At 33.6% G+C, this 21753-nt stretch carries 21 protein-coding genes; 5 read left to right on the top strand and 16 right to left on the bottom strand.

Annotated elements, in window-relative coordinates; all coding sequences use genetic code 11:
- The first annotated feature begins 97 nt into the window (after positions 1 to 97).
- Positions 98 to 802: a Crp/Fnr family transcriptional regulator gene (locus BSF42_RS03120; protein ID WP_095951673.1), complete on the top strand. Its 705-nt coding sequence runs from the start codon at positions 98 to 100 to the stop codon at positions 800 to 802.
- A gap of 29 nt (positions 803 to 831) precedes the next feature.
- Here the strand turns inward: BSF42_RS03120 and BSF42_RS03115 are convergent, their stop codons facing one another.
- The 11 genes from BSF42_RS03115 to nirB form a co-directional block, all read right to left on the bottom strand.
- The gene (locus BSF42_RS03115) at positions 832 to 1149 is read right to left on the bottom strand and encodes a type II toxin-antitoxin system RelE/ParE family toxin (RefSeq protein WP_095951672.1); all 318 of its coding nucleotides are present in this window, start codon (positions 1147 to 1149) and stop codon (positions 832 to 834) included.
- Complete coding sequence (locus BSF42_RS03110) at positions 1149 to 1382, bottom strand: hypothetical protein (RefSeq protein WP_095951671.1); 234 nt, start codon at positions 1380 to 1382, stop codon at positions 1149 to 1151. Before BSF42_RS03110 ends, BSF42_RS03115 begins: the two co-directional genes overlap by 1 nt.
- A gap of 119 nt (positions 1383 to 1501) precedes the next feature.
- On the bottom strand, positions 1502 to 2122 hold the full coding sequence (locus BSF42_RS03105) for a bifunctional 2-polyprenyl-6-hydroxyphenol methylase/3-demethylubiquinol 3-O-methyltransferase UbiG (RefSeq protein ID WP_095951670.1): 621 nt from the start codon (positions 2120 to 2122) through the stop codon (positions 1502 to 1504).
- A gap of 197 nt (positions 2123 to 2319) precedes the next feature.
- Positions 2320 to 2685 (bottom strand): hypothetical protein, encoded by a 366-nt coding sequence (locus tag BSF42_RS03100; RefSeq protein WP_095951669.1) that lies wholly within the window; start codon positions 2683 to 2685, stop codon positions 2320 to 2322.
- A gap of 137 nt (positions 2686 to 2822) precedes the next feature.
- Positions 2823 to 4079: an alginate export family protein gene (locus tag BSF42_RS03095; RefSeq protein ID WP_095951668.1), complete on the bottom strand. Its 1257-nt coding sequence runs from the start codon at positions 4077 to 4079 to the stop codon at positions 2823 to 2825.
- 94 nt (positions 4080 to 4173) lie between these two features.
- Positions 4174 to 5658 (bottom strand): nitrate/nitrite transporter, encoded by a 1485-nt coding sequence (locus BSF42_RS03090; RefSeq protein ID WP_095951667.1) that lies wholly within the window; start codon positions 5656 to 5658, stop codon positions 4174 to 4176.
- Between the two features lie 96 nt (positions 5659 to 5754).
- Complete coding sequence (locus BSF42_RS03085; RefSeq protein ID WP_095951666.1) at positions 5755 to 6414, bottom strand: response regulator transcription factor; 660 nt, start codon at positions 6412 to 6414, stop codon at positions 5755 to 5757.
- A gap of 1099 nt (positions 6415 to 7513) precedes the next feature.
- Entirely contained in the window at positions 7514 to 9325 is a 1812-nt protein-coding gene (locus BSF42_RS03080) for an ATP-binding protein (RefSeq protein ID WP_095951665.1), read from the bottom strand.
- A gap of 5 nt (positions 9326 to 9330) precedes the next feature.
- Positions 9331 to 9915 carry a DUF4202 domain-containing protein gene (locus tag BSF42_RS03075; RefSeq protein ID WP_095952052.1) on the bottom strand — a complete coding sequence of 195 codons (585 nt, stop codon included), beginning with the start codon at positions 9913 to 9915 and terminating at the stop codon, positions 9331 to 9333.
- Between the two features lie 144 nt (positions 9916 to 10059).
- A complete protein-coding gene (nirD, locus tag BSF42_RS03070; protein WP_095951664.1) occupies positions 10060 to 10437 on the bottom strand; it encodes a nitrite reductase small subunit NirD in 378 nt (125 codons plus the stop codon).
- A 277-nt stretch (positions 10438 to 10714) separates the two neighbouring features.
- Entirely contained in the window at positions 10715 to 13228 is a 2514-nt protein-coding gene (nirB, locus tag BSF42_RS03065; RefSeq protein WP_095951663.1) for a nitrite reductase large subunit NirB, read from the bottom strand.
- A gap of 271 nt (positions 13229 to 13499) precedes the next feature.
- On the opposite strand from nirB, the gene BSF42_RS03060 reads away from it, so the two are divergent.
- Together BSF42_RS03060 and BSF42_RS03055 are read left to right on the top strand one after the other, a co-directional pair.
- On the top strand, positions 13500 to 14276 hold the full coding sequence (locus tag BSF42_RS03060) for an META domain-containing protein (protein WP_095951662.1): 777 nt from the start codon (positions 13500 to 13502) through the stop codon (positions 14274 to 14276).
- Positions 14277 to 14387: 111 nt separating this feature from the next.
- The gene (locus BSF42_RS03055) at positions 14388 to 14825 is read left to right on the top strand and encodes an META domain-containing protein (RefSeq protein ID WP_095951661.1); all 438 of its coding nucleotides are present in this window, start codon (positions 14388 to 14390) and stop codon (positions 14823 to 14825) included.
- Positions 14826 to 14923: 98 nt separating this feature from the next.
- Here BSF42_RS03055 and BSF42_RS03050 read toward each other — a convergent pair whose 3' ends face one another.
- The gene (locus BSF42_RS03050) at positions 14924 to 16207 is read right to left on the bottom strand and encodes a DUF2130 domain-containing protein (RefSeq protein ID WP_095951660.1); all 1284 of its coding nucleotides are present in this window, start codon (positions 16205 to 16207) and stop codon (positions 14924 to 14926) included.
- Positions 16208 to 16532: 325 nt separating this feature from the next.
- A complete protein-coding gene (locus BSF42_RS03045; RefSeq protein ID WP_095951659.1) occupies positions 16533 to 17414 on the bottom strand; it encodes a LysR family transcriptional regulator in 882 nt (293 codons plus the stop codon).
- 218 nt (positions 17415 to 17632) lie between these two features.
- Between BSF42_RS03045 and BSF42_RS03040 the strand changes: the two genes are divergently transcribed.
- Positions 17633 to 18340: a class I SAM-dependent methyltransferase gene (locus BSF42_RS03040; RefSeq protein WP_095951658.1), complete on the top strand. Its 708-nt coding sequence runs from the start codon at positions 17633 to 17635 to the stop codon at positions 18338 to 18340.
- 86 nt (positions 18341 to 18426) lie between these two features.
- Here the strand turns inward: BSF42_RS03040 and BSF42_RS03035 are convergent, their stop codons facing one another.
- The 3 genes from BSF42_RS03035 to BSF42_RS03025 all read right to left on the bottom strand — a co-directional run bounded on the left by BSF42_RS03035 (position 18427) and on the right by BSF42_RS03025 (position 20623).
- Positions 18427 to 18705, bottom strand: coding sequence for a putative quinol monooxygenase (locus BSF42_RS03035; protein ID WP_095951657.1), 279 nt, complete (start codon positions 18703 to 18705; stop codon positions 18427 to 18429).
- 2 nt (positions 18706 to 18707) lie between these two features.
- The gene (locus BSF42_RS03030) at positions 18708 to 19313 is read right to left on the bottom strand and encodes an NAD(P)H-dependent oxidoreductase (RefSeq protein ID WP_095951656.1); all 606 of its coding nucleotides are present in this window, start codon (positions 19311 to 19313) and stop codon (positions 18708 to 18710) included.
- Between the two features lie 323 nt (positions 19314 to 19636).
- Positions 19637 to 20623 carry an aldo/keto reductase gene (locus BSF42_RS03025; RefSeq protein WP_095951655.1) on the bottom strand — a complete coding sequence of 329 codons (987 nt, stop codon included), beginning with the start codon at positions 20621 to 20623 and terminating at the stop codon, positions 19637 to 19639.
- Between the two features lie 117 nt (positions 20624 to 20740).
- On the opposite strand from BSF42_RS03025, the gene BSF42_RS03020 reads away from it, so the two are divergent.
- The gene (locus BSF42_RS03020) at positions 20741 to 21586 is read left to right on the top strand and encodes an AraC family transcriptional regulator (RefSeq protein WP_095951654.1); all 846 of its coding nucleotides are present in this window, start codon (positions 20741 to 20743) and stop codon (positions 21584 to 21586) included.
- Positions 21587 to 21753: the final 167 nt, after the last annotated feature.

Raw genomic sequence — 21753 nt, 5'->3', positions numbered from 1 at the left:
ACGTATTAATACTTACTTTTAGAATTTATTTTTCTATTTTTGATGAAATTAAGTGAGAAACAACCAATTAGTTTTTAATCTGCTAAAATTAGAACTCATGAAAGAAGAGCAGACCATTTGTTATTCTTGTGTCAATGAAAATTGCTTTATCAAGAAGCACTTGCATTTAGAGCAGATGAAATCATATGTTTCTAAAAAGCAAAGCATAATTTGTAAAAAATCAGATCGATTTATTACGGAAGGTGCGCCTTTGCAAGGACTTTATTTTATTTGTAAGGGAAAAGTAAAAACCGTGAAAACAGGAATTAACGGCCGTGAACAGATCGTTCGTTTAACAAAAAATGGAGACATTATTGGCTTTCGGGGTTTCGGAACGAGTAAGCGTTATCTAATTGGCGCTTATGCATTGGAAGATACTGTATTGTGTAATTTTAGCAATGAAACCATATTAGATATTTTACAGCATGTTCCTGAATTTACCTATGCTTTAATGTTGTTTTATGCCGATGAATTAAACAAGAGTGAAAACAATATTCGAAAGATTGCACACATGAATGTCCGCGAGCGTGTGATTGATTTACTGCTGTATATTCACCGCAAGTTTGGGCAGGTGAATGGTTTAATTGATATTGAGCTTTCGCGAAAAGAAATTGCTGATTTTGCTGGAACGACAGAAGAGCAGGCGATACGTATTTTATCAAGTCTTAAAAAGGAAGATTTAATTAAAACAGAAGGAAAACGTATTGGGATTTTGGAAGTTTCTGCATTGCGTTCTGAAATTATGGAGCATAAATATTTTTAAGATTCTTAAATATTATTGCTTGTTAATCTTTACTTGGTGCGTTTAAGTTTTACTGGATTCTGCCTTGTATCAAAAACATCTGCAATTTGTATTAGTTTTTTTTCTTCGTCTATGCTATATATAATCTTGTAATTATTGCATACCAGATAATAATATTTGTTATCTCTATCAATTAAGAGATCTTCAATTTGAGTAGAAAAAGTATTGTTTATGAGCTTGTTAGGTTCAGAGATTATTTCTTTGATAATTTTTCTAGCGACTCTAATTCCTGCTTTTTCAAGATAATAGTTGTAAATTTTATCAATTTCATTTTCTGCAAATTGCGACCAGACAATTTTCAATTTCATTACTTGTATTTTTCTAGAAGTTGAGAAGTAGTTTTATATCTTCCATTTTTAAAATCGTCTTCTGATTGATCAATTCTAGCATTAAATTTTTTAATTGACATTGGATTGATAAAATCATTATCATCGACAGTGCTTTTATTTTTCAATAAATTTTCTAGCTGAGAAATCAGTTCTTCGCTTTGAATTTTTAAAAATTCCTGTACAAATTCTATTTTTCTAGTTTGTAAATCCATGACATTGAATATTTTTTCAAATTTACGAATTATCTTCCAAGGGAATATTTTTTTAATGTGTTTTTTAGAAAGTGTGTTGTAGAGACGAACTGCAGTGCTTCTAACGCGACCAATGCAGTTTATTTTTTCATGCCAACAAACCGAATCACAGATCCAGTTCCGTTATGGAATAAACCTTCGTGCAGTTGGATTTCTTTTTCTTCTAATTCGATGATTTCGTAATCTGGAAAATCCGCTTTAATTTCTTCGATTGAAAATAAAGATTCGATATCTTTTGGTCCGCCTACTTTTTCATTTACAGCCAAATAATCCAAATGCTTTTTGCTGAAAGCTTCAAAAATAATAATACCATTTTTACGCAGTAATTTATCCAGTTGTTTATGAATAGTTGATTTAAATCCTGCTGGAAAATGAGCGTAAATTAAAGCAATTGCATCAAATTGTTCTTCTTTAAAATTTAAAGTTTCTAATTCGCCAACCTGATAATCAATTGAAACATGGTTAACTTCAGCAAGTTTTAAAGCTTTAATTTTTCCTTCTTCACTAATATCAAAAGCCGAAGCTTTCCAGCCTAATTTTGCAGCAAATACAGCATTTCGTCCTTCGCCTTCAGCAGGAAAAAGAATCGTTCCAGGATTTAGTTTTTGGATTTGTTCATTTAGGTAATTGTTAGGTTCTTCACCGTATGCAAATTCGTCGCTTTTATAGCGATCGTCCCATCGCTGAGTCCAGTTGGTCATGTTTTTATATATTGAATTAAATTTTTGAAAGATGTTTTTTATAAAAACTAAGTTTCTTCATTTACCAAATATATTGATAAAAAATTACCCTTTTCCATATTTTGAAAAAGGGTAGCTTATAAATTTTGGATCATTAATTTTGTTCAGTTAAAAAACTCTAGGATTTACAGAAATCATTAACTAAATCTATTTTAATCTTAGCCAACAAGTGTTGTTACGCCGCTATTTACATCAATTTCTGCAAAATTATGTTTTCCCATAACGATAAGCAGTTTGTTTGTATTATATCCTACATATCTTATTTCAGGTTCTCCTTTTTTTGGTTCACCGCAAACAGAAATTACATTCGTCTGCCATTTCAATTTGCTTCTTTTATAGGCAGATATTGTTTGTAAATCATTTTCAACATAATAAATAATGTTGTTTTTTTTAATTCCTCTTTTTTGTGTTTTCGCAAAATTTATTTCTGATTTTTTGGAAATTAAGGCATCATTGTATTTTTGAGCGATACCAGTGTGAGTGACAAAAAAGGTTAACATAGATAATTTTAAAAATGGTTTCATTAGGATAGAATTTGGGGTTCATAATCGATTCAAATATAACTATTTAAACCACATAATGAGTTTTTGGTACGTAAAAAAAAATACCCTTCTCCGAAATAGGAAAAGGGTAAAATATCTATGTTAATTTTAAAGAAAAACTATTTTTTCCAACTAAAAATTCTCGGATTCACAGAAATCATTAACCAAGCCCAATTGTTAGTATGGCCGGCGTCTCCGTTTTTAATAAATTCCATTGTTTTAGAACCAAACATTTGAGAATAACCTCCTGTAACTGTAATATCTTTTTTGAAGTTATATCCAAAAGTAGCATCAATTTCAGTTCCTAAATAGGAATCTAGTTTTTCATTTGCAGGCGTAACCACATCAGCAGCAGCTAAAAATATATGTGGCATTAAAGCAAACTGCCATTTATTTACATTGTAATTCAATTTGATAAACGCATCTTGTAAACCAACATTGTTTAAGTGATTTCCAACATAAAAATAATCCATATAACCGTTAAAACCGTGGTTGGTTCCAAATATTGGGTTAAATGATTTAATTACAGAGCTTCCGTCATTTGTATTTTTTCCAGAAAGAAATTCATATCCTAAACCAGCTTTAAAAGATTCTGTTATTTGGTATCCGAAGTTTGCTGCAGCATTCCAGGCGCTAACCTGTAAATCTGTACTTTTTCCAGTTTGTCCATAAAGCCAAAAATTACTGTCTATTTTGCTTGTTTTGTATGTTAAGTACGGACCAAAAGTTTGTTTATAATCAACTAGTAATTTAGCGTCTGCATTGGCATATTCATAACCTGTATTCAGAACTAAAAAACTCAAAGCTAAATCGGTGCTAAATTGATTATGATACCAAGCATATTGTAAAGCTTTATTGGCAACTGTGTAAGGAGTCTGAAGAACGTTTTCGGCAGTTGAGTTATAAGCACCTCCAAAATCTAATTTTTGTTTTTCATTTTGATAAGTTACGGTAAGTGCATCATGGCTTTGTCCTTGCTGCGCCCAGTCCATTTCTCCTAAAATACGCTGATTATCATAAGAAAGAACTTGACGTCCCATTCTGGCGCTCCATTTTTCGGTAAAATTATATTGTGCCCAAGCTTCAAAAACAGCAACTCCATTTTTATCTGCAACGGCGGTTGAAGGAACATCTCCCCAAGTTCTTGTATTTTGAAAAGTCAATTTTACAATTAAATCTTCTTGTTTATAATTGAAATTTAAGCGGGAACGCTGTGAAATTTGTGAAGTACCTTCTTGACCTTCTTGTAAAAGTTGTTTGTAACCGTTTCTGTATTCAAAACGAGGTCTTATTTGAAGATTCACATCTAATTCCTGTGCCTGAACTTCTAAGCTTATTCCGACCAATAATAAAATAACTAATTTTAATTTATTCATGATTCATGGGTTTAATTATGAAGGCAAATTTATAAGAAAAAGCTGTTGTATTATATGATTTTGATGATATTTCTAATTATTTTTTAATCCACTATTAAGATACTGTTTCTAATTTGAAGTGTGTTGCTGTAAGTTCTTTTTTCTTAGTCATTTGTGTTATAGTATAATGCATCCAGACTAAACATACGATTGAGAAGATTAGAATGAAAATCCATGAACTAGACCATATTCCAGTTGCAGTTAACAAATATCCAAAAATAATTGGTCCAAAGAAACCGCCTAAACCACCGATCATTCCGACCATGCCGCCAACAACACCAACTTCATTAGGGAAATATTCTGGAATGTGTTTGTAAACTGCCGCTTTTCCAATTCCCCATGAAATTCCGATAAGAATTACTAAAACTAGAAAAACCCACATATTCGCATCAAATTTAATTACTGTGATTCCTTTGGCTATTAATTCCTTTTTCGCTACATTTTGATTATTTGCAACAACAACATCCTGCCAGCTTGAAGTCGTTGGAAAAATAGCGTTTTCATTTACAAGAGAAGCTTTTTGCATAATTGGATATTCTTTGTCGCCCACTTTTACAGTTTTGTTATTGATGTCATTAACGACTCCTTTTTTAGCTGCTAATATTCCAGGTCCGTCAGTCGTGATTTCCATTTTCGGAACCATTAATAAAGCACTTAAAATTACAGAAGAACCCAAAACCCAGTACATTACTTTTCGGGCTCCAAATTTATCAGAGAGATAACCTCCAAAAGCTCGGATTACGCCAGAAGGCAGACTAAACATAGTGGCAAATAAACCACCCATAACTAAACTGGTTTGGTATACGTTCATGAAATTTGGTAAAAGCCATTGCGAATACGCTACAAAACAGCCGAAAACTAAAAAGTAGTAGGCTCCAAATCGCCAAACTCTAGCTGATTTTAAAGGGGTAAGCATTTGAGAAACACTTTTGGTATTGTTCTCGATTTTTTTGTTTTGAGCGAAAATCAAAAAAGCAACTCCGATTACAACTAAGGAAACGGCATAAATTACAGGAAGAATCTTCCAGCCATTCTGTGGATCACTGATTGAAAAGTGATTTAATAACGAAGGGGCTAAAAATGTTGTAATTGCGGCACCAGCATTTCCCATTCCGAAGATTCCTAAAGCACGACCTTGCCATTCTTTTGGATACCAGATTGAAGTATAGCCAATTCCGACTGCAAAACTTGTTCCGACCATTCCGAAGAAAAAACTAAGTAATGCAAACATAAAAAAACTGTCGGCGTAGGGAAGGAGAAATAACGGAATTGAACTCAGCAGTAATAAAAGAGAAAAAACATATTTCCCGCCAAATTTATCTGTCAGGATACCAATTGGTAAACGCATTATAGATCCTGTTAAAATTGGAATTCCAAGCAGCCAGCCAACTTGAACAACGCTCCAGTGGAAAATTCCGTTATCGACTAGAAAGGTTACTAATACCCCGTTTAAGGTCCAACAGGCAAAACACACTGTAAAAGCCAATGTGTTCAAAAATAAAATTTTGTGTGATTGCGATAGTGCGTTTGAATTTTTCATAGTACTTATATTTTGATGTAAAAATAAGTACTAAAACTTAGTTAAAAGATGCTAAAACGCAGTTTTTGAAAAATAATTACGTATTTATACTTAATTTTAAATTAAAGAATATTCAGTCGCTTTATTCGAAAGTTCCATCAGGTTTTTTACTTTCAACTTTTTCATCAGGTTAAAACGATGTACTTCGGCTGTACGTTTACTGATATCAAGTGCTTCGGCAATCTCTTTATTTCCTTTGCCAGATAATAAAAGGGTTAAGATTTCTTTTTCTCTTTTGGTAATCATCATTTCTTCACCTAAGTTTTGTTTAGGTTCTAATGATGTTGCTGAATTTGTCAATTGGCTTATCAAAATAGAAGAAATATCACCGCTGAAATATTTTCCTCCCGCTGAAACGCTATGTAGTGCTTTTAAAAATTCTTCTTTACTTGAACCTTTTAGTAAGTAGCCGTCGGCGCCGGCTTTTATAGATTTCAATACATATTCTTCCGATTCGTGCATCGAAAGCATAATGATTTTTACGTCATTATTTTCGCTTCTAAGTTTTTCTACTACCTCGATGCCTGTTAAGTTTGGCATACGAATATCTACTATAAGTAAATCAGGTTTGCTTTCTGCAACCACTTCAAGTGCATCTGCGCCGTCAATTGCTTCGCCTACAACCTCAATGTTTGCTTCGTTTTCCAGTAAAGATTTGATTCCGTCTCGAACAAAAACATGATCATCTGCCAGCACTACACGAATGTTATTACTCATAATTTACTTAATTTGGATTCTGGATTTTTACGTATATTCATCTATAAACAAGATGCTAATATACGTACTTTTTTTAAATTTAAATTCCAATATTAAAATTTCTAATGTTGGAAATTCCAAATTCTAAATTTTTAGAGACGTAATTTTTGCAACGTGAAGATTGCGAAAGGTCTTGCATGAAGACCTTTGTCAAAGTTTGAAACTTTGACAAAGGTTTTGCGGCTATTAAACCCGACAGGTTTTAAAAACCTGTCGGGTTTCGAGATGTAATTTTTGCAGCATTAAGATTTTGAACGTTCTTATGATTAGAACTTTGACAAAGGTTTTGCGGCTATTAAACCCGACAGGTTTTAAAAACCTGTCGGGTTTTGAGATTTAATTTTTGCGGCGTTAAGATTTTAAGCGCTCTTGTGATTAGACCTTTGTCAAAGTTTGAAACTTTGACAAAGGTTTTGCGGCTATTAAACCCGACAGGTTTTAAAAACCTGTCGGGTTTTGAGATGTAATATTTGCAACGTTAAGATTTTAAGCGTTCTTTTGATTAGAACTTTGTCAAAGTTTCAAACTTTGACAAAGTTTAGTTTTAATTGCCTCCAGCTTTAGCTGGAGGTTTTTGTGGCTAAAAAAAACAAGGGCTTAGCCAAAATAGTAAGTTTGGCTAAAGCCTCTTTTGATACTTGTTTATATACCTCCAGCTAAAGCTGGAGGCAATTGATTTGTTAGAAAATCTAATAAATTAGACTATCTTTTGAAAACGATTGCCCGCGAGAGGGATGGGAGCAGGCTACCGAAGTAGCGCGGACAGCCCGACAGCGTCGCGATAAAAGGGCGTATACGCGCAAAGTAATTTTGCTCTTTTATCGCGATGGTGTCTCGCCCTGATTATTTTAGATTTTAGAGGGGAGATTTTAGATTTAGTATGAGTACGAACCTATCTTTGTCAAAGGTTTATATTTATTGTGGAGTTACTTGCGTGGGCTTCGACTTCGCTCAGCCTGACAATATTTAGTTGGACTTTTTTTTTGTATTAAGGTTAAAACTTTGACAAAGCTTTCTAAGAGTAAAGCGGCTGGAATTTGGAATTTTAAATTTGGAATTTTTACTTCAGTATCGGGATATTAAAAGTAATTCTCGTTCCTTCGCCTGGGATGGAGTTGATGAAAACTCGGCCGTTTATGTATTGGATTCGCTCTTTCATAAACAGTAAGCCCATTCCAGATTCGCTGTTGCGCTTTCTGTCGACAGAATTGATATCGAAACCTTTTCCGTTATCGTCGATAATAACACTTAACAACGTTTCGCTGTGAGAAAGCTGTACAATAATATGAGATGATTCGGCGTATTTTATGGCGTTGTTAATGGCTTCCTGCGTAAGGCGGTAAATGTTGATTTCGATTAACGAATCTAAACGCTTGTCAAAATCGGTTTTGTTATAGAAAAGGATTTCTTTTCCGGTTAATTTGGAAAGTTCCTGAGTCAGTTTTGCGAGAGAAGAAACGATTCCGTGATCGCTTAATTCTGGAGGCATCAAGTTGAAAGTTGCGGTGCGGACACCTTTTATAATGTCTAGCGAAAGCTTCTTTAAATACTCAATTTTTTGTTCTGATTTTTCTCTGTCGTCTAGATTGATGCTTTCTAAACTAAACTTTAAACCTGTAAGCATTTGGCCGATTCCGTCGTGAATTTCCTTTGCGATTCGGTTTTGCTCGTTTTCTTGGTTTTCTACAATTTTACTCGAAATAATCTTTTGCTGATTGATTTTTTCGGTTGTGTTTTCCAAGTTTAAACGTTCGACTTCGCGTTGTGCTTTTTTGCGTTCTGTGATATTAAAACAAACGATTAAAAGTTCCAGTTCGTCTTTTTTGATCATAACCGGAACCATTGATAAATCTAGCCAGATAGTTTCATTTTCTTTGTTTAAAATACTGATTTCGCCCTGCCAGCCGCTTCGTTGTTTTTCGAAGATCAGGCGGTCAAAATTGGTTTGCTCTTTTTCGTCAACGGTTAAAACTTCTGAGAATTTTTTATTGGATGAAAACTTGGTATAATTGAGAAGTTTTGCAAATTTTTCGCCAATGTGAATAATAGAACCATCTGGCGCAATTCGGCAATAGAGTAACGTATTTTCCATTGCATAATTCAGCGATTTTAATTCTTTTACCGAGTTTTCCTTGATTTCGCTCAGTATTTCGGTATCGTACGCTAGTTTTAAAGCTTTCTTTTCTGAAGATAAAAGTTTAGCTATTAATCGTTCGATTTTCTTATTTGTCGGTTTGAAAATAAAGAAGAATTCTAAAAGTAAAACGAGCAGTGTGAAGCCAAAAATCCAATATTCGATTCTGCGCTGTTCGGTTACTTTTTCGTGCGCTTCAAGATCATATTGGGTTACAATCTGATTCATTTTTGAAAGAAAGGGACCTTCGTTTTCAAGAATAATTTGAACCAGTTTTTGATTTTCTGCAGTTTGTTTTTGCTGCTTTAAATGCAGTAAAAAAGAATCTGTTGTCTTTGCAATTTTATTGAAGATCGGATTTATCTCAAGATATAATTGATGAAGTGTTTCCGATTTTTCTTTTGGAAAAGCTAGACTGTCACTGCCATTTTCGAGTGCATTCTGGTTTTTCTTCCAAAGTGATAAAACTTCTTTTAAATGGGAGATTTGTTTAGGAGATGCGGTATCAGAAACGTAATGAAGAATCAGAACTTCTTTGACAATTTTCTGACTCAGCATTCGCTGTTTTCCCGAGAAATTTATGATTTTAGAATCGCTTAACTGCTGATTTAGATTGTATTGAACTAAAAACTGACTGATAATTATAGTTAAGGCAATAGTAAGCAACGCAAAAAAATACAAGCGTCGTAAATTTTTGAAAGTGATTTTGTCTGCAGCTTCCTGATTGCTTTTTTTCATAATTGTTACAATCCTAAAGAAGCTTTTATAAGGTTCAAATTTTCTTCAGAATAATTGATTTTAAGGGCTTCCTGATGTCCTTTTTCAGACATTTTATCCCAAGTTTTTTTGATGATGTTTTTTAGTTTTTCTTCATCATGTTTTTGAACGAAAGGTTCTAAATAATATTCTAAAAATACTAAACAAATAATGTCTTCCAGTAATTGCGTTTCATGATCTTTTTTAAGTAATTTTTTCTCAATCAAAAATGAAACACGGTCAATAAAAGTTTGATCGTAACCTGCTTTTTCTAAAATTTCTGAGGTAGTTTTAGCATGGAATTTTTTCAGTTCTTCTCTCCATTTTAGATAACCAACACGATCCATTGGGTACGATTCGCGCGCTACTTTCCATCGACAGATATGCTGTGCTTTTGAGGCGATCTGAATTTCTTCTGAAGCATTCGGTTCAAATTGCATTAATCTATCGTACATCCTGTTCGAATAGAGTAATTCTTTTGGATATTCTGTGTTTTGATCGAGTTCGATATTTGGATCCTGAGCGTTTTCAGCATCAATCCATTCGCTTGCTTTTTGAAAAGGTGTAGTCATTTGTTGGTTTGATAATAGAATTTCAAAGATACGGAAATTAGTAGAAAAGTCGAAAGTCGAAAGTCGCAGGGGAGATGAAAGAAGCAAGAAGAAAGATTTGAAAAACTTTATCATTTTGTTTCTTGCTTCTTTCATCTTAAAATTCTAATCCACAAATCCAACAAACACTTCGTTTTCAACTACTTTTATCGGATAGGTTGCAATTTTAAAATCGTCTCCATTTAGGTTAGAACCATCAACTAATGAAAAAGTTTTCTTGTGCATCGGGCAGGCGATTTTCGGAATATCATCTGTTGATCCTGTCATTCCTCTTGAAAGCACCATTTCCATTTTGTGCGGACAAGCATTTTGACATGCATACCATTCGTTGCGACGGGTAAAGTTGAAAATCGCAATCTGTTTGTTTTTGTATTTGATACAGCCGCCGCGATTGGTAGGAAAATCTTCGATTTTGCCAGCTTTAAACCAGATTGTTGCATCACTTGCATGAACTGTTTCGTATTGATTTAAGATTTCTTCCATTTTGATTAAGTTTTGATTTCCTGTTTCTTAGCCCTCTTTTTACAATCATGAGAGTTATGATGGCGCAGTAAAAAAGAGGGTAAGAAGGACAGCAAACGTTTGTGATATTTTTTTTTCTTTTTTTGGAGCTGTTTTTTTAATTAAAAATTGAGAATTAAAAATTAAAAATCTTTGGAACTGGAATTTTTGTTGCAGCTATGCTATGTTTGTTTATGCAAGTGAAACGCCTTTTTTTGAGTTCTATAATTCTATGTCTCTATGTGTTTAAAATTTTTGGTTACGACCAAGCTTTTGGCATTTTTTGATCTCTTAACGGAACAAAAACAGCATTGTCGTCTTTCTCTTCTGAGTTAATGAAATGATTAAAACGTTTTAATAATCTTGGTTTTTCTAAAACTTGTTTCCATTCGCATTCAAAAGTATTTACCAAAGTCTGCATTTCGGTTTCTAATGTTTCGCAGATTCCTAAGCTGTCTTCGATGATAACTTCTTTTAAATATTCTAAACCTCCGTCTAGTTTTTCCAGCCAGGTTGAAGTTCGAATCAGCGGGCCGGCTGTGCGGATGTAATACATTAAGAAACGGTCCATGTATTTGATTACGGTTTCTTTATCAATTTTTTCGGCTAATAAAACAGCGTGTTTTGGGTTAGCACCGCCATTTCCTGCGATGTATAAATTCCAACCGCCTTCAACAGCGATTAATCCGAAATCTTTTCCGCGAGCTTCGGCACATTCGCGAATGCAGGCCGAAACACCACCTTTTAATTTATGCGGCGAACGAATTCCTTTATATCTGTTTTCTAATTCGATGGCAAATCCAGCGCTGTCGTCCATTCCGTAACGGCACCAAGCATTCCCAACGCAGCTTTTTACGGCACGAAGAGATTTTCCATAGGCATGACCACTTTCAAAACCATTATCAATTAAGATTTTCCAGATTTTAGGTAAATCACTTAAATGTGCGCCGAATAAATCAACACGTTGTGCTCCAGTTATTTTAGTATATAAATCAAATTGTTTGGCAACTTCTCCAATTACGATTAATTTCTCTGCTGTAATTTCTCCTCCGGCAACTCTTGGCACTACAGAATAGGTTCCGTTTCGTTGAATATTAGCCAAAAATCTGTCGTTTGTATCTTGCGTTGTAACATGTTTGTTTGCCGTATCGTTGTAAATACTAGAGAAAATAGAAGCTACAACAGGTTTACAAATTTCACAGCCGTCGCCTTTTCCGTGATGATCAATTACATCATAAAAATTCTCATATTTATTGATTTTTACCAAATCGAATAATTCCTGACGATTGTAGCTAAAATGCTCGCAGATAACTTCTTTAACTTCTTTTCCTAAAGATTTCTGAGTAGCTTTTACTAAATCTGAAACCATTGGTTTACAGCCTCCGCAGCCAGAAGTTGCTTTTGTATGTTTGACAACATCTGAAAAGCTCGAACAAGTTTCATCTAAAAGAGAGCAGCAGATAGCGCCTTTGGTTACATTTTCGCAAGAGCAAATTACGGCAGTATCTGGAAGATCCATAACGCTTCCTAAACTGGAACCTTCAGAGCCGTCGCGAGAACCTAAAATCAAATCTTCTGGATTTTTTGGCAATGCCATTGCGTTACTGTAAATCTGGAAAAGCGAATTGTAATCGCTTGAATCTCCAACTAAAATACCGCCTAAAAGCGTTTTAGAATCTTTAGTAACATTGATTCTTTTGTAAATACCGCTTAGTTTATTCTCATAAATAATGGCCGTTACATTTTCATTTTCAATAAAGGGATCTCCAAAACTTGCCACTTCAACACCAATTAATTTTAATTGAGTCGACATATCAATGGTTTCTCTCATGGTTTTAGAACCCTGTAAAATTTGCTCAGCGGCAACATCTGCCATTTCGTAACCTGGAGCAACAAGTCCGTAAATGTTTTGGTTGTAAAGTGCCGCTTCGCCAATCGCAAAAATAGAAGGATCTGATGTCTGCATTTGATTGTTTACGACAATTCCGCCTCTTAAACCTACTTCAAGCCCCGAAACTCGAGCCAGTTCATCGCGTGGTTTAATTCCGGCAGATATAACCAACATGTCTACCTTTAACAATTCGTCGTTTGCAAACATCATTCCCGTTATACTTTCCTTTCCGTCAATATATTGAGTAGCTTTATTAAGATGAATGCCTATATTTAATTCTTCAATTTTAGATTGCAGCATATCACTTGCGCCCTGATCCAATTGTCTCGGCATCAAACGCGGCGCAAATTCTACTACATGCGGATTCAAACCTAAATCTCTAACGGCTTTTGCTGCTTCAAGACCTAAAAGCCCGCCTCCCAGAACTGCAGCTTCAGTTGCACCTTTTATTTTTATTTTTTTAGCGTAATCCATAATTGCATCCAGATCTTCGATGGTTCTGTATACAAAAACACCTTCTTTTTCGACTCCGTCAATTGGTGGTACAAACGCAGAAGAACCTGTTGCTAAAACTAAGTAATCGTACGTATGTGTTTTTTCTAAATGCGTATGTATTGTTTTTTCTTGGCGATTAATATCTGTAATTAATTCTGATGTATTGAGAATAATGTTGTTTTCAGCATACCATTCACTTGTTGATAATGATAAATCGTCTGATGTTTTTCCTCCAAAGTATTCACTCAAATGAACGCGATCGTAAGCTCTTCTTGGTTCTTCACCAAAAACAGTAATCTGATACTTTTCCTGTCCTGATTTTGCAATGAATTTTTCGCAAAATTTATAACCAACCATGCCGTTTCCAACTACTATTACTCTAATCATGATTTCTTTAATTAAGTATTACTACGCAAATATAAGTATTTATACTTATTAAAATACGTAAAAATTTGATCTTTATTAGAATTTTATATTTAGAAATACTAAGTATTTTGTCGTAATCTTATACGTAACGCGGGTTTTGCGATAATTTTAGAAATTTAAAATTTTCTAAATTTGAAAAGATTCTAAATAAGGATTTCAAAAAATTGTCGTAAATTCATAAGAATTTTATATATGTTTTGATTAAGGTTCGGATTACTAAAATAGAAATACTATGAAAAAAATACTCTCCATATTGTTATTATCTCTTTTGTTAATAAGTTGTAAATCTGCTGGAAATAAAGAATCTACTTCTAGCTCTTCTGCTTCTGGAACTTCACAAGACGATTTGAATTTTTATTTTAAAGCAACGGGTAATGAGCCTTTTTGGGGAATTAAAATAGGGAATGAACAAATTGTTTTTACTTCACTAATAACGGGTAAAGAAAGTATCACTTTTCCTGCAGTTGATGCAAGTAAAGCTATGGATGCGAATGTGAAGATGTATAAAGTAAGTAATGAATCAGCTTCTGCAACAATTACTATTCAGCAGTTAGACTGCCAAGATTCAATGTCTGGAGCTATTTCGCCTTACAGCGTAAAGGTCGAAATTAAAAATAATTCAGAATTAGAGTTTCAAAAATTAAGCGGCTGCGGCAAATACATCACAGACTACCGACTTCATGATATATGGGTTTTAGAAGAATTGAACGGTTATAAAGTCTTTGCGACCGATTTTCAAAAGGAATTTCCGCGAATAGAAATTAATTCGTCTGAAAATAGATTTTCGGGTTATGGAGGCTGTAATCCTATTAACGGACAAATTTATTATGAAAAAGATATATTGCGATTTACCAAAGTGGTTTCTACTCTTATGGCTTGTCCTTCAGGTAACAAGGAATCAGAATTTACAAAAGCGCTTCAAAACACCACTACTTATTCTATTGAAAATAATAGACTGACGTTATCAAATCCATCAGCCAAACTTGTTGTCTTTAAAAAAGTGGACTAAATTTTGAATTTTTAAAATGTCTTATAGTAGTCTAAAAATAACTTTTAGTACCTAATATTGGTTTAAAGACTAAATATTTTTGTAAAATAAAACTTATATAATTTATTTTACATGAAAAGAATTTTAATGTTGTTTATAGCAGTATCATTAGCATACAGCTGTAAATCTACAAAAGAGGCAAGCACGGAAACTGGAACTGCTGCAGTTGAAAAATCAATCGAAAAGAAATTACAGCAAACCTGGATTCTAGAAAATTTAAACGGAAAAGTACTTACTGAAAAAGATTTTTCTAAATTTCCAAAAATCGACATGACCTCGTCAGCATTTTCGGGTTCAACAGGATGTAATGCTATTAAAGGAAATTTACTTTCGAAAGGTGCAGGACAAATTCAGTTTTTAAATCTTACTTCAGAAACTAAAAAGTGTGATTCAAAAAAGGAAGCTGAATTTCTACAATTATTAAGAACGACTTCTGGTTATTCTATTGAGAATAATAAGCTTTATCTTTCTAATCAGTTTGGATTGACAATGTCTTTTAAAAAAGGTTAATTCACACAAAAGGCTTCGATTAATTCGAAGCCTTTTTTTTTAATTTTGTGATTAACACAACTGGTATTTGGAATTTAAAGAATTGGAGTTTTAAATAGTTATTCCAACAATTCTTTAGGATCTTCACTTTCGTCTTCTTCAATAAAATCCAATTCTAAAGCTCTCACGGTCTGCACTGCATTTCCTGCTATTCCGCGAATCGAACCGTACATTCCTAAAGTATTATGAACTACCTTTTCGATTTGTTTTTCTCTCTGTTTCCAGATTCGCTGCATGGCTCTTTTTTCAGAATCCAGATCATTTTGCATTTGTGTAAATCCTTCTACAATACCTTCAATCTGCAAACGGAATTCATTGCTTGTTAGGAAATCATATAACATCGACATTTTATCGCCTTTGTTTTCCTGCGCCTGAACCGCCTGACTAACCTGAATTAAAGATTGGCGCAATACAGCACTAAGACCTTTAAATTCTTCATACGTACAAATCCATATTCCGTCACGCATGCCCATTCTTTCCATTCCAGAAGGCATCACTTCGGTAACCAAAACACCAATATTGGCTCTTTTGGTTCTAATATCATTTTTAAATTTTTCAATCCACGATGGCTGGAAAGCTTTTGTTCTTTTACTTTCGTAATAAATGGAACCGCAATTTTGCAGTTCGCGCGTATTTACGATCTGAAGACAATCGGCACCATTGGCACCTTTTTTTACTTCATCAATACTGTCAAGCGGGAAATTGTTTGCCAGCCATTCTTCAATCGCCAATTCCATTACTTCGCCTTGCAGTTGCATAGAACCTTGTTCCTGCTTGCGTTTCATTTCTTCAATCAGCTTTTTTTGATCGTCAGATTGCTTTTGGTATTCTTTGATTTTTAATTCGTTTTTTTCTTCTTCCTGTTTGCGGATTTTATCACGTTCTAAAACCAAAGTTGCATTTAATTGTTTTTGTGCTTCGGCTTCAATTGCTTCTTTCATTTCCAGTTTTTCTCGCTGAAGTTTGGCAATTTCACCTGTCATTTTATTTAATTCGCGAAGTTTTTCTGATTTTTCAGAAAGCTCTTTTTCCATCAAAAGCATGCGGTCTTTATTTTCTTCGTCGAGTTTTGTTTTTACTTTTTCGGTAATTTCTTTTTCTGCAGTCTTTTTTTCGCGCTCTAAACGTTCAGCAAAAAGCTCGTTTTCCTGTTTTTTCTTGGCTTCAAATTCGGTTTTGGCTTTTTCGAATTGCTCGTTTTTAAGTTCCAATTCTCTTGCTTGAGCATTGGCTTTTTGTTGAAATTCTTTACGAATACTATCTTCTAACTGATGTTTTAAGATATCATTTACATCGATTGTTGTTCCGCAATTTGGGCACTGAATTGAAGATTGCTCCGCCATTTTTATTGATTTTTAACGAGAATTATAATTTGCTAAGGTATTTAAAAGTTCGGTGTTTTTAAGGAATTTGGTTGTGATAAATTGTAACGATTTTTTGTTAGCAGCGAATTACACTAATTTTTACGAATTGTTTTATTTGCTGCAATTTAAAAGCTTTTTATTGTTGGTATTTACGGATTTCCATATTTTAAAAATGATTTTTTCTCATTTTATGTCATCCTGACGAAGGAAGGATCACACTCGATTCCGTAACGTATAGCGCCAATCTTTGTCGAGCTTCTCATGTGATCCTTCGTCCCTCAAGGATGACAAATCAAATGCGAAATTATTTTTTAAAATTCAGAAGAAAATCTACAGCAGCTTTAGTAATTTCAGAATCATCTTCTTTTGAAGTAATCAACGAAACATCTGTAAATAAATTGACCTTTTTCAATTCGATAAAAGCTATTTCTGGATCGTGATTGTTTCTTGCAATATTTGATGGAACAATCGAAATTCCTAATCCGTTTTTTACCAATTGTACAATAGAATTGATATTGTTGGCTTCATGGATAATCTTCGGCGTAAAGCCATAAAAAGCACAAAGTTGAAGCAAAACTTCATGATAATGAGGCGCATAATCTTTGTTGAAAAATACAAAGGTTTCATCTTTTAGATTTGGAATTTCTTTCTCAGAATTAATTTGCATTACACTTTTATTATAAACTACTGAAAACCCGTCCTTAAACCACAATTGCGATTTTATTTTGGGAGATTTTATTGGCGAGCGAATAATTCCCAATTCTATTTTTCCTTGTTCCAAAGCATCGATTTGTTTGGTTGTAGAAACTTCAAAAAGCTTGAAATTTACATACGGAAATTGCTCTTTAAGATGTTTGATCAATTCTGAAATAACAGACGAATAAATCGAACTGATGTATGCAATTCGGAATTCGCCAGAAACATTCTCAGCAATCTTTTTTGTTTTCACCGAAATACGCTCCAAATGCTGAAAAAGCGCTTTTACTTCTTTTTCAAAATATTTTCCGGCTTCGGTCAATTCTACTTTTTTATTGTTTCTGATAAAAAGCTTTGCCTGAAGTTCTTCTTCTAATTCGGCAATTTGTCTACTTAACGGAGGCTGTGAAATAAAGAGTTTTTCTGATGCCTTGGTAAAGTTGAGTTCTTCGGCGACAGCCAAAAAATATTTTAAGTGACGAAATTCCATGATACTTTTAAAGTATTATTAATTGATAAAAATAGTATTTTTAAAGTATTTATGAAAGATGTAGTTTTGAAAAAGAAAAACAATTCTCTCGCAGATTAGGCAGATAGGGCAGATTAATAATTAATATAAATCATTCTTAATCACAATATCCAGATCAATAATAGCAAAAAGATCCTCTAAGCCTGCTAAATCTGTGGGAGATAAAAACAAAAAAAGCTATGAAAAAATCAACTATTGCAGAAATTAAAGAACGTTTTGACAATGATGTCGAACGATTTTCGAATTTAGAAACGGGGCAAGTGGCCACAATCGACGCAACAATTTCTTTGGAATTAATTACAGAGGCTTCTAAGAGAATTGTTCCGAATGCTCAAAATGTTTTAGATATTGGTTGCGGCGCCGGAAATTATACTTTGAAGATGTTGTCTAAACTACCAAATTTAAATTGCACTTTGGTCGATTTGAGTTTGCCAATGCTGGACAAAGCTTTTGAAAGAGTTTCTGCAGTAACAGACGGAAAAGTTGAGATTAAACAAGGTGATATTCGGGAAGTTGGTTTAGAAGAAAATAGTTTTGATATTATTTTGGCTGGCGCGGTTTTGCATCATTTACGCGATGATCAGGATTGGGAAACGACTTTTTCTAAATTGTTTAAATTATTGAAACCCGGAGGATGTTTAATGATTTCAGATTTGATTACGCAGGATACAGAATTGCTAAATGAATTTACCTGGCAGATATATGGTGACTATTTGGAAGGAATAGGAGGGACAGCATATCGTCAGAAAGTATTCGATTATATTGAAAAAGAAGACACGCCAAGATCAATGAATTATCAATTGGATTTGATGAAAAAAGTAGGTTTTAAAAGCGTTGAAATCTTACATAAAAATATGTGCTTTGGCGCTTTTGGAGGAATTAAATAATTTTTTAGGTCACTAATTTCACGAATTTGCAAATTTTATTAGCTTGAAATTAATTGGTGCAAATTCGTGAAATTCGTGGCGAAAGATTATAAAATCTGTGCGGTTTTATAAACCAGAATTGGGCTTGCAACCAAGCTCTCGGCTTTAGAAATGAAATCTACTAAATACGATTGAGTATTATGTAAATCCAAACCAACTTGATCTTTCCATTCTTCCCAAAGAATAAAAACAGTATCTGAAGTATGTAAATCGTAACGAATACAGGCTGCTTCTTTTCTAGTTTCGGTTACTAAGTGAGTCAGCATATTTTGAACTTCAATCAAGTTCTCTGGTTTACTTTTTAAAATTGCGGTAATCGAAATCATAATTATAAGTTTTTAAAAGTTTCTTCCAAATGTTTCGTGTAATCTTCTTTAAAGATAATAATATTTTCTGGTGTCGCACCTTTTTCAACGTCATGAAAATGGAATCCGTTTATGCGTTCCATTCCTGTAAATTTGTTCATTTTATGAAAACCAAACATTGCACCGTCGTCAACAGAAGTTTCATCGAAGAATTCGCCAGGAAGTGTAAAAGCTGTTTTTGGAGCATTCCAACTCGTAGTCAGCATATATTTACGCCCGTGTAAAAGTCCGCCCGTTCCGTAATTGATGTCTGGATTTACACGGCTCCTTCCATCACTTTTGTAGATTCCGTTATTGTGTCCCTGAGTAAAAACATCATCGATATATTTTTTGAAAAGATTCGGAATTTGAAACCACCAAACAGGTGTGTGGTAGATAATTAAATCTGCCCAAACAAACTTTTCTACTTCTTCCTGAAGATCGATTTCATTTTCGACATGCGTTGTTTTTATTTCGTAATTATTGTTTTTAGAAAGAAATTCAACTGTCCAATCCTGAACGGTTTGATTGAATTTTCCACCTGAATGAGCGAATTTTTGTCCGCCGTTAATTATAAATATCTTTTTCATTTTAAAATTGTTGTTTCTTTTGAAAATGGATGCGTGAGGGATAGCAGTGGAAATCCTTTTATGTCCCGAGGCTTCGGGGCATAAAAGATTGAAACGAATAGCCCGACCCAGAGGGGCACGCCCAAATTCTAATTATTTAATTTTTGAGATTGTTTTTTAAACGCAGAGAAACATAGGTTTTTCTTTTCTAAAAAAAAGGTAATTGAAAGAAACTAGTTTCTCACATATAGTTGTCAAAATGACAAACTAAGTTGACTATGTTTGTTAATACAAGTGAAACACCTTTTAGACCAAGTGAAAACTATGTTTCTATATGTTAAATATTATTTTAATTTCGAAATTGCCTGATTAATAAATTCCAATTCTGAAATTGATAAATCGAAATCCATTGTTTTTGCATTCGAAATGGCTTGTTCTGCATTTCTAGCTCCGGCTAAAACTATAGAAATTCCTTTTTGTAAAGTTGTCCAGCGTAAAACTAACTGCGAAATCGAAATGTGTTTTGCGTTTGCTAAAGAACTTAATTCTTCTACCAAAGTTTTTACTTTTTGAAGATCGAATTGACCGAAATAACCATTTCTGTGATCGTTTTCTTTTAATTTGCTGTCGGTAAAATATTTTCCAGTTAATAAACCTCTTTCCATCGGACTGTAAGCAATGATTCCGATGTTTTCTGCAACTGTAAATGGAATTAAATCGGTTTCAATTTTACGGTTCAGCATGCTGTAAGCTACCTGATTGGAAACGATTTGAACTGTTTTTTGTGCTTCCTGAATTTGTGGAATACTGTAATTACTTACTCCAAAAGCTCTTATTTTTCCTTGTTGAATTAAGGTTTCAACCGCTTCCATTGTTTCTGAAATTGGCGTTGTTGAATCTGGCCAGTGAATTTGCAGTAAATCAATATAATCGGTTTGAAGGCGTTTTAGACTTTCTTCAATTTCTTTGATTACATTTTCTTTGGATGAATATTTATAAACTGGAACTTTTTTCCCGTTATCATCAGCATCAAAAAAGAAATCACCTTTTCCTTGATTACTTCCGTCCCAAACCAAACCAAATTTGGTAAGTAATTGAACTTTAGAACGATCATGACTTTTAATTGCTTCACCTATCATTTCTTCGCTTAATCCGAATCCGTAAAAAGGAGCCGTATCAATTGTGGTAACGCCATGATCGATAGAAGCGTGAATCGAATCGATTGAATCTTTCTTTTCGTTTCCGCCCCACATAGTTCCGCCAATGGCAAATGCACCGTAAGTGATAGTTGATAATTCTAGTTCTGAACTGCCTAATTTTCTATATTCCATGATTATGATTTTTTGTATTAAAATTTGATTAGGCAAAATTATACTGTTTTTACGACTTGTATTTGGTATATATTTGTCTTTTTTAGGTATATTTGCAACTTCAAAATAAATTGAATTATGAAAAAAGAAAACTTATACGAGCCTTTTACGGTTTCTTTTGAGACTTTAGATGAATATCCGGATGTGGGAGATCGCCATAATTTTTTTGAGCTTGTTTATATTTTGAAAGGAACAGGCAGACAGTGTATTAATAAAAATATTTTCGAGTATGATGCCGGACATATGTTTTTATTGACGCCTGAGGATTGTCATAATTTTACAATTGAAACTGAAACGAAGTTTTTCTTTTTAAGATTTAATGATATTTATTTGAAGAATTCAAGTCTGCAAAACGAAAATATTCAGCGTTTGGAATATATTCTTCAAAATGCAAATCACCAGCCAGGATGTATTCTTAAAAATGATGCGGACAAATGTCTGGTAAAAGTGATGATTGAAGCAATTTGCCGTGAACACCAAGATAAAGATGTTTACAATCAGGAATTGATTCAGCAATTGGTTAACACGCTGATTATTATCGTGGCTAGAAATATTGCTAAATATCTTCCTGAGCAAGTGAATATTGGCGCAGAAGCAAAAGCAATGGATATTCTGCAATACATTCAAAACAATATTTATTATCCTGAAAAGATTAAAGCTGAGTCGATCAGCGACTATTTCGGAATTTCGAATACGTATTTAGGACGTTATTTTAAGAAGCATGCGAGCGAAACAATGCAGCAATATATCGGTAATTATAAAACAAAACTGATTGAACACCGCCTGCAGTTTAGTGATAAACGTATTAATGAAATTGCTTATGAATTTGGTTTTACAGATGAAAGCCATTTTAATAAGTTTTTCAAAAAGCAAAAGGGGTATAGTCCGTCTGAGTTTAGAAAGACGATTAGATTGAGTGCTTAGTTTTTGCCACGAATTTCACGAATTATACGAATTTTTTTGCCACAGAAGGAGAGGATAAAAAGGTTTTTTTACGCAGATTTAAAATAGGTTTTTTTAAGAAATCTGTAAAATCTGCGAGAGCAAAAAAATCTGTGTAAATCCGCGTTTCGCAAAGCGAATCTGTTTTA

The sequence above is a fragment of the Flavobacterium sp. ACN6 genome, assembly GCF_002304005.1.
Lineage (GTDB): Bacteria > Bacteroidota > Bacteroidia > Flavobacteriales > Flavobacteriaceae > Flavobacterium.
The sequence above is the reverse complement of the archived record's forward strand: the minus strand, read 5'-3'. Positions and strand labels throughout refer to the sequence as shown.

Bases quoted from the DNA above. Each gene is read 5' to 3' on its own strand.
- BSF42_RS03020 (WP_095951654.1), top strand. From the start codon at position 20,741: ATGAAAAAAGAAAACTTATACGAGCCTTTTACGGTTTCTTTTGAGACT.
- BSF42_RS03075 (WP_095952052.1), bottom strand. From the start codon at position 9,915: ATGACTACACCTTTTCAAAAAGCAAGCGAATGGATTGATGCTGAAAAC.
- BSF42_RS03040 (WP_095951658.1), top strand. From the start codon at position 17,633: ATGAAAAAATCAACTATTGCAGAAATTAAAGAACGTTTTGACAATGAT.
- nirB (WP_095951663.1), bottom strand. From the start codon at position 13,228: ATGATTAGAGTAATAGTAGTTGGAAACGGCATGGTTGGTTATAAATTT.
- BSF42_RS03035 (WP_095951657.1), bottom strand. From the start codon at position 18,705: ATGATTTCGATTACCGCAATTTTAAAAAGTAAACCAGAGAACTTGATT.
- BSF42_RS03080 (WP_095951665.1), bottom strand. From the start codon at position 9,325: ATGAAAAAAAGCAATCAGGAAGCTGCAGACAAAATCACTTTCAAAAAT.
- BSF42_RS03060 (WP_095951662.1), top strand. From the start codon at position 13,500: ATGAAAAAAATACTCTCCATATTGTTATTATCTCTTTTGTTAATAAGT.
- BSF42_RS03095 (WP_095951668.1), bottom strand. From the start codon at position 4,079: ATGAATAAATTAAAATTAGTTATTTTATTATTGGTCGGAATAAGCTTA.
- BSF42_RS03085 (WP_095951666.1), bottom strand. From the start codon at position 6,414: ATGAGTAATAACATTCGTGTAGTGCTGGCAGATGATCATGTTTTTGTT.
- BSF42_RS03110 (WP_095951671.1), bottom strand. From the start codon at position 1,382: ATGGATTTACAAACTAGAAAAATAGAATTTGTACAGGAATTTTTAAAA.
- BSF42_RS03025 (WP_095951655.1), bottom strand. From the start codon at position 20,623: ATGGAATATAGAAAATTAGGCAGTTCAGAACTAGAATTATCAACTATC.
- nirD (WP_095951664.1), bottom strand. From the start codon at position 10,437: ATGGAAGAAATCTTAAATCAATACGAAACAGTTCATGCAAGTGATGCA.
- BSF42_RS03030 (WP_095951656.1), bottom strand. From the start codon at position 19,313: ATGAAAAAGATATTTATAATTAACGGCGGACAAAAATTCGCTCATTCA.
- BSF42_RS03120 (WP_095951673.1), top strand. From the start codon at position 98: ATGAAAGAAGAGCAGACCATTTGTTATTCTTGTGTCAATGAAAATTGC.
- BSF42_RS03050 (WP_095951660.1), bottom strand. From the start codon at position 16,207: ATGGCGGAGCAATCTTCAATTCAGTGCCCAAATTGCGGAACAACAATC.
- BSF42_RS03090 (WP_095951667.1), bottom strand. From the start codon at position 5,658: ATGAAAAATTCAAACGCACTATCGCAATCACACAAAATTTTATTTTTG.
- BSF42_RS03045 (WP_095951659.1), bottom strand. From the start codon at position 17,414: ATGGAATTTCGTCACTTAAAATATTTTTTGGCTGTCGCCGAAGAACTC.
- BSF42_RS03100 (WP_095951669.1), bottom strand. From the start codon at position 2,685: ATGAAACCATTTTTAAAATTATCTATGTTAACCTTTTTTGTCACTCAC.
- BSF42_RS03105 (WP_095951670.1), bottom strand. From the start codon at position 2,122: ATGACCAACTGGACTCAGCGATGGGACGATCGCTATAAAAGCGACGAA.
- BSF42_RS03115 (WP_095951672.1), bottom strand. From the start codon at position 1,149: ATGAAATTGAAAATTGTCTGGTCGCAATTTGCAGAAAATGAAATTGAT.
- BSF42_RS03055 (WP_095951661.1), top strand. From the start codon at position 14,388: ATGAAAAGAATTTTAATGTTGTTTATAGCAGTATCATTAGCATACAGC.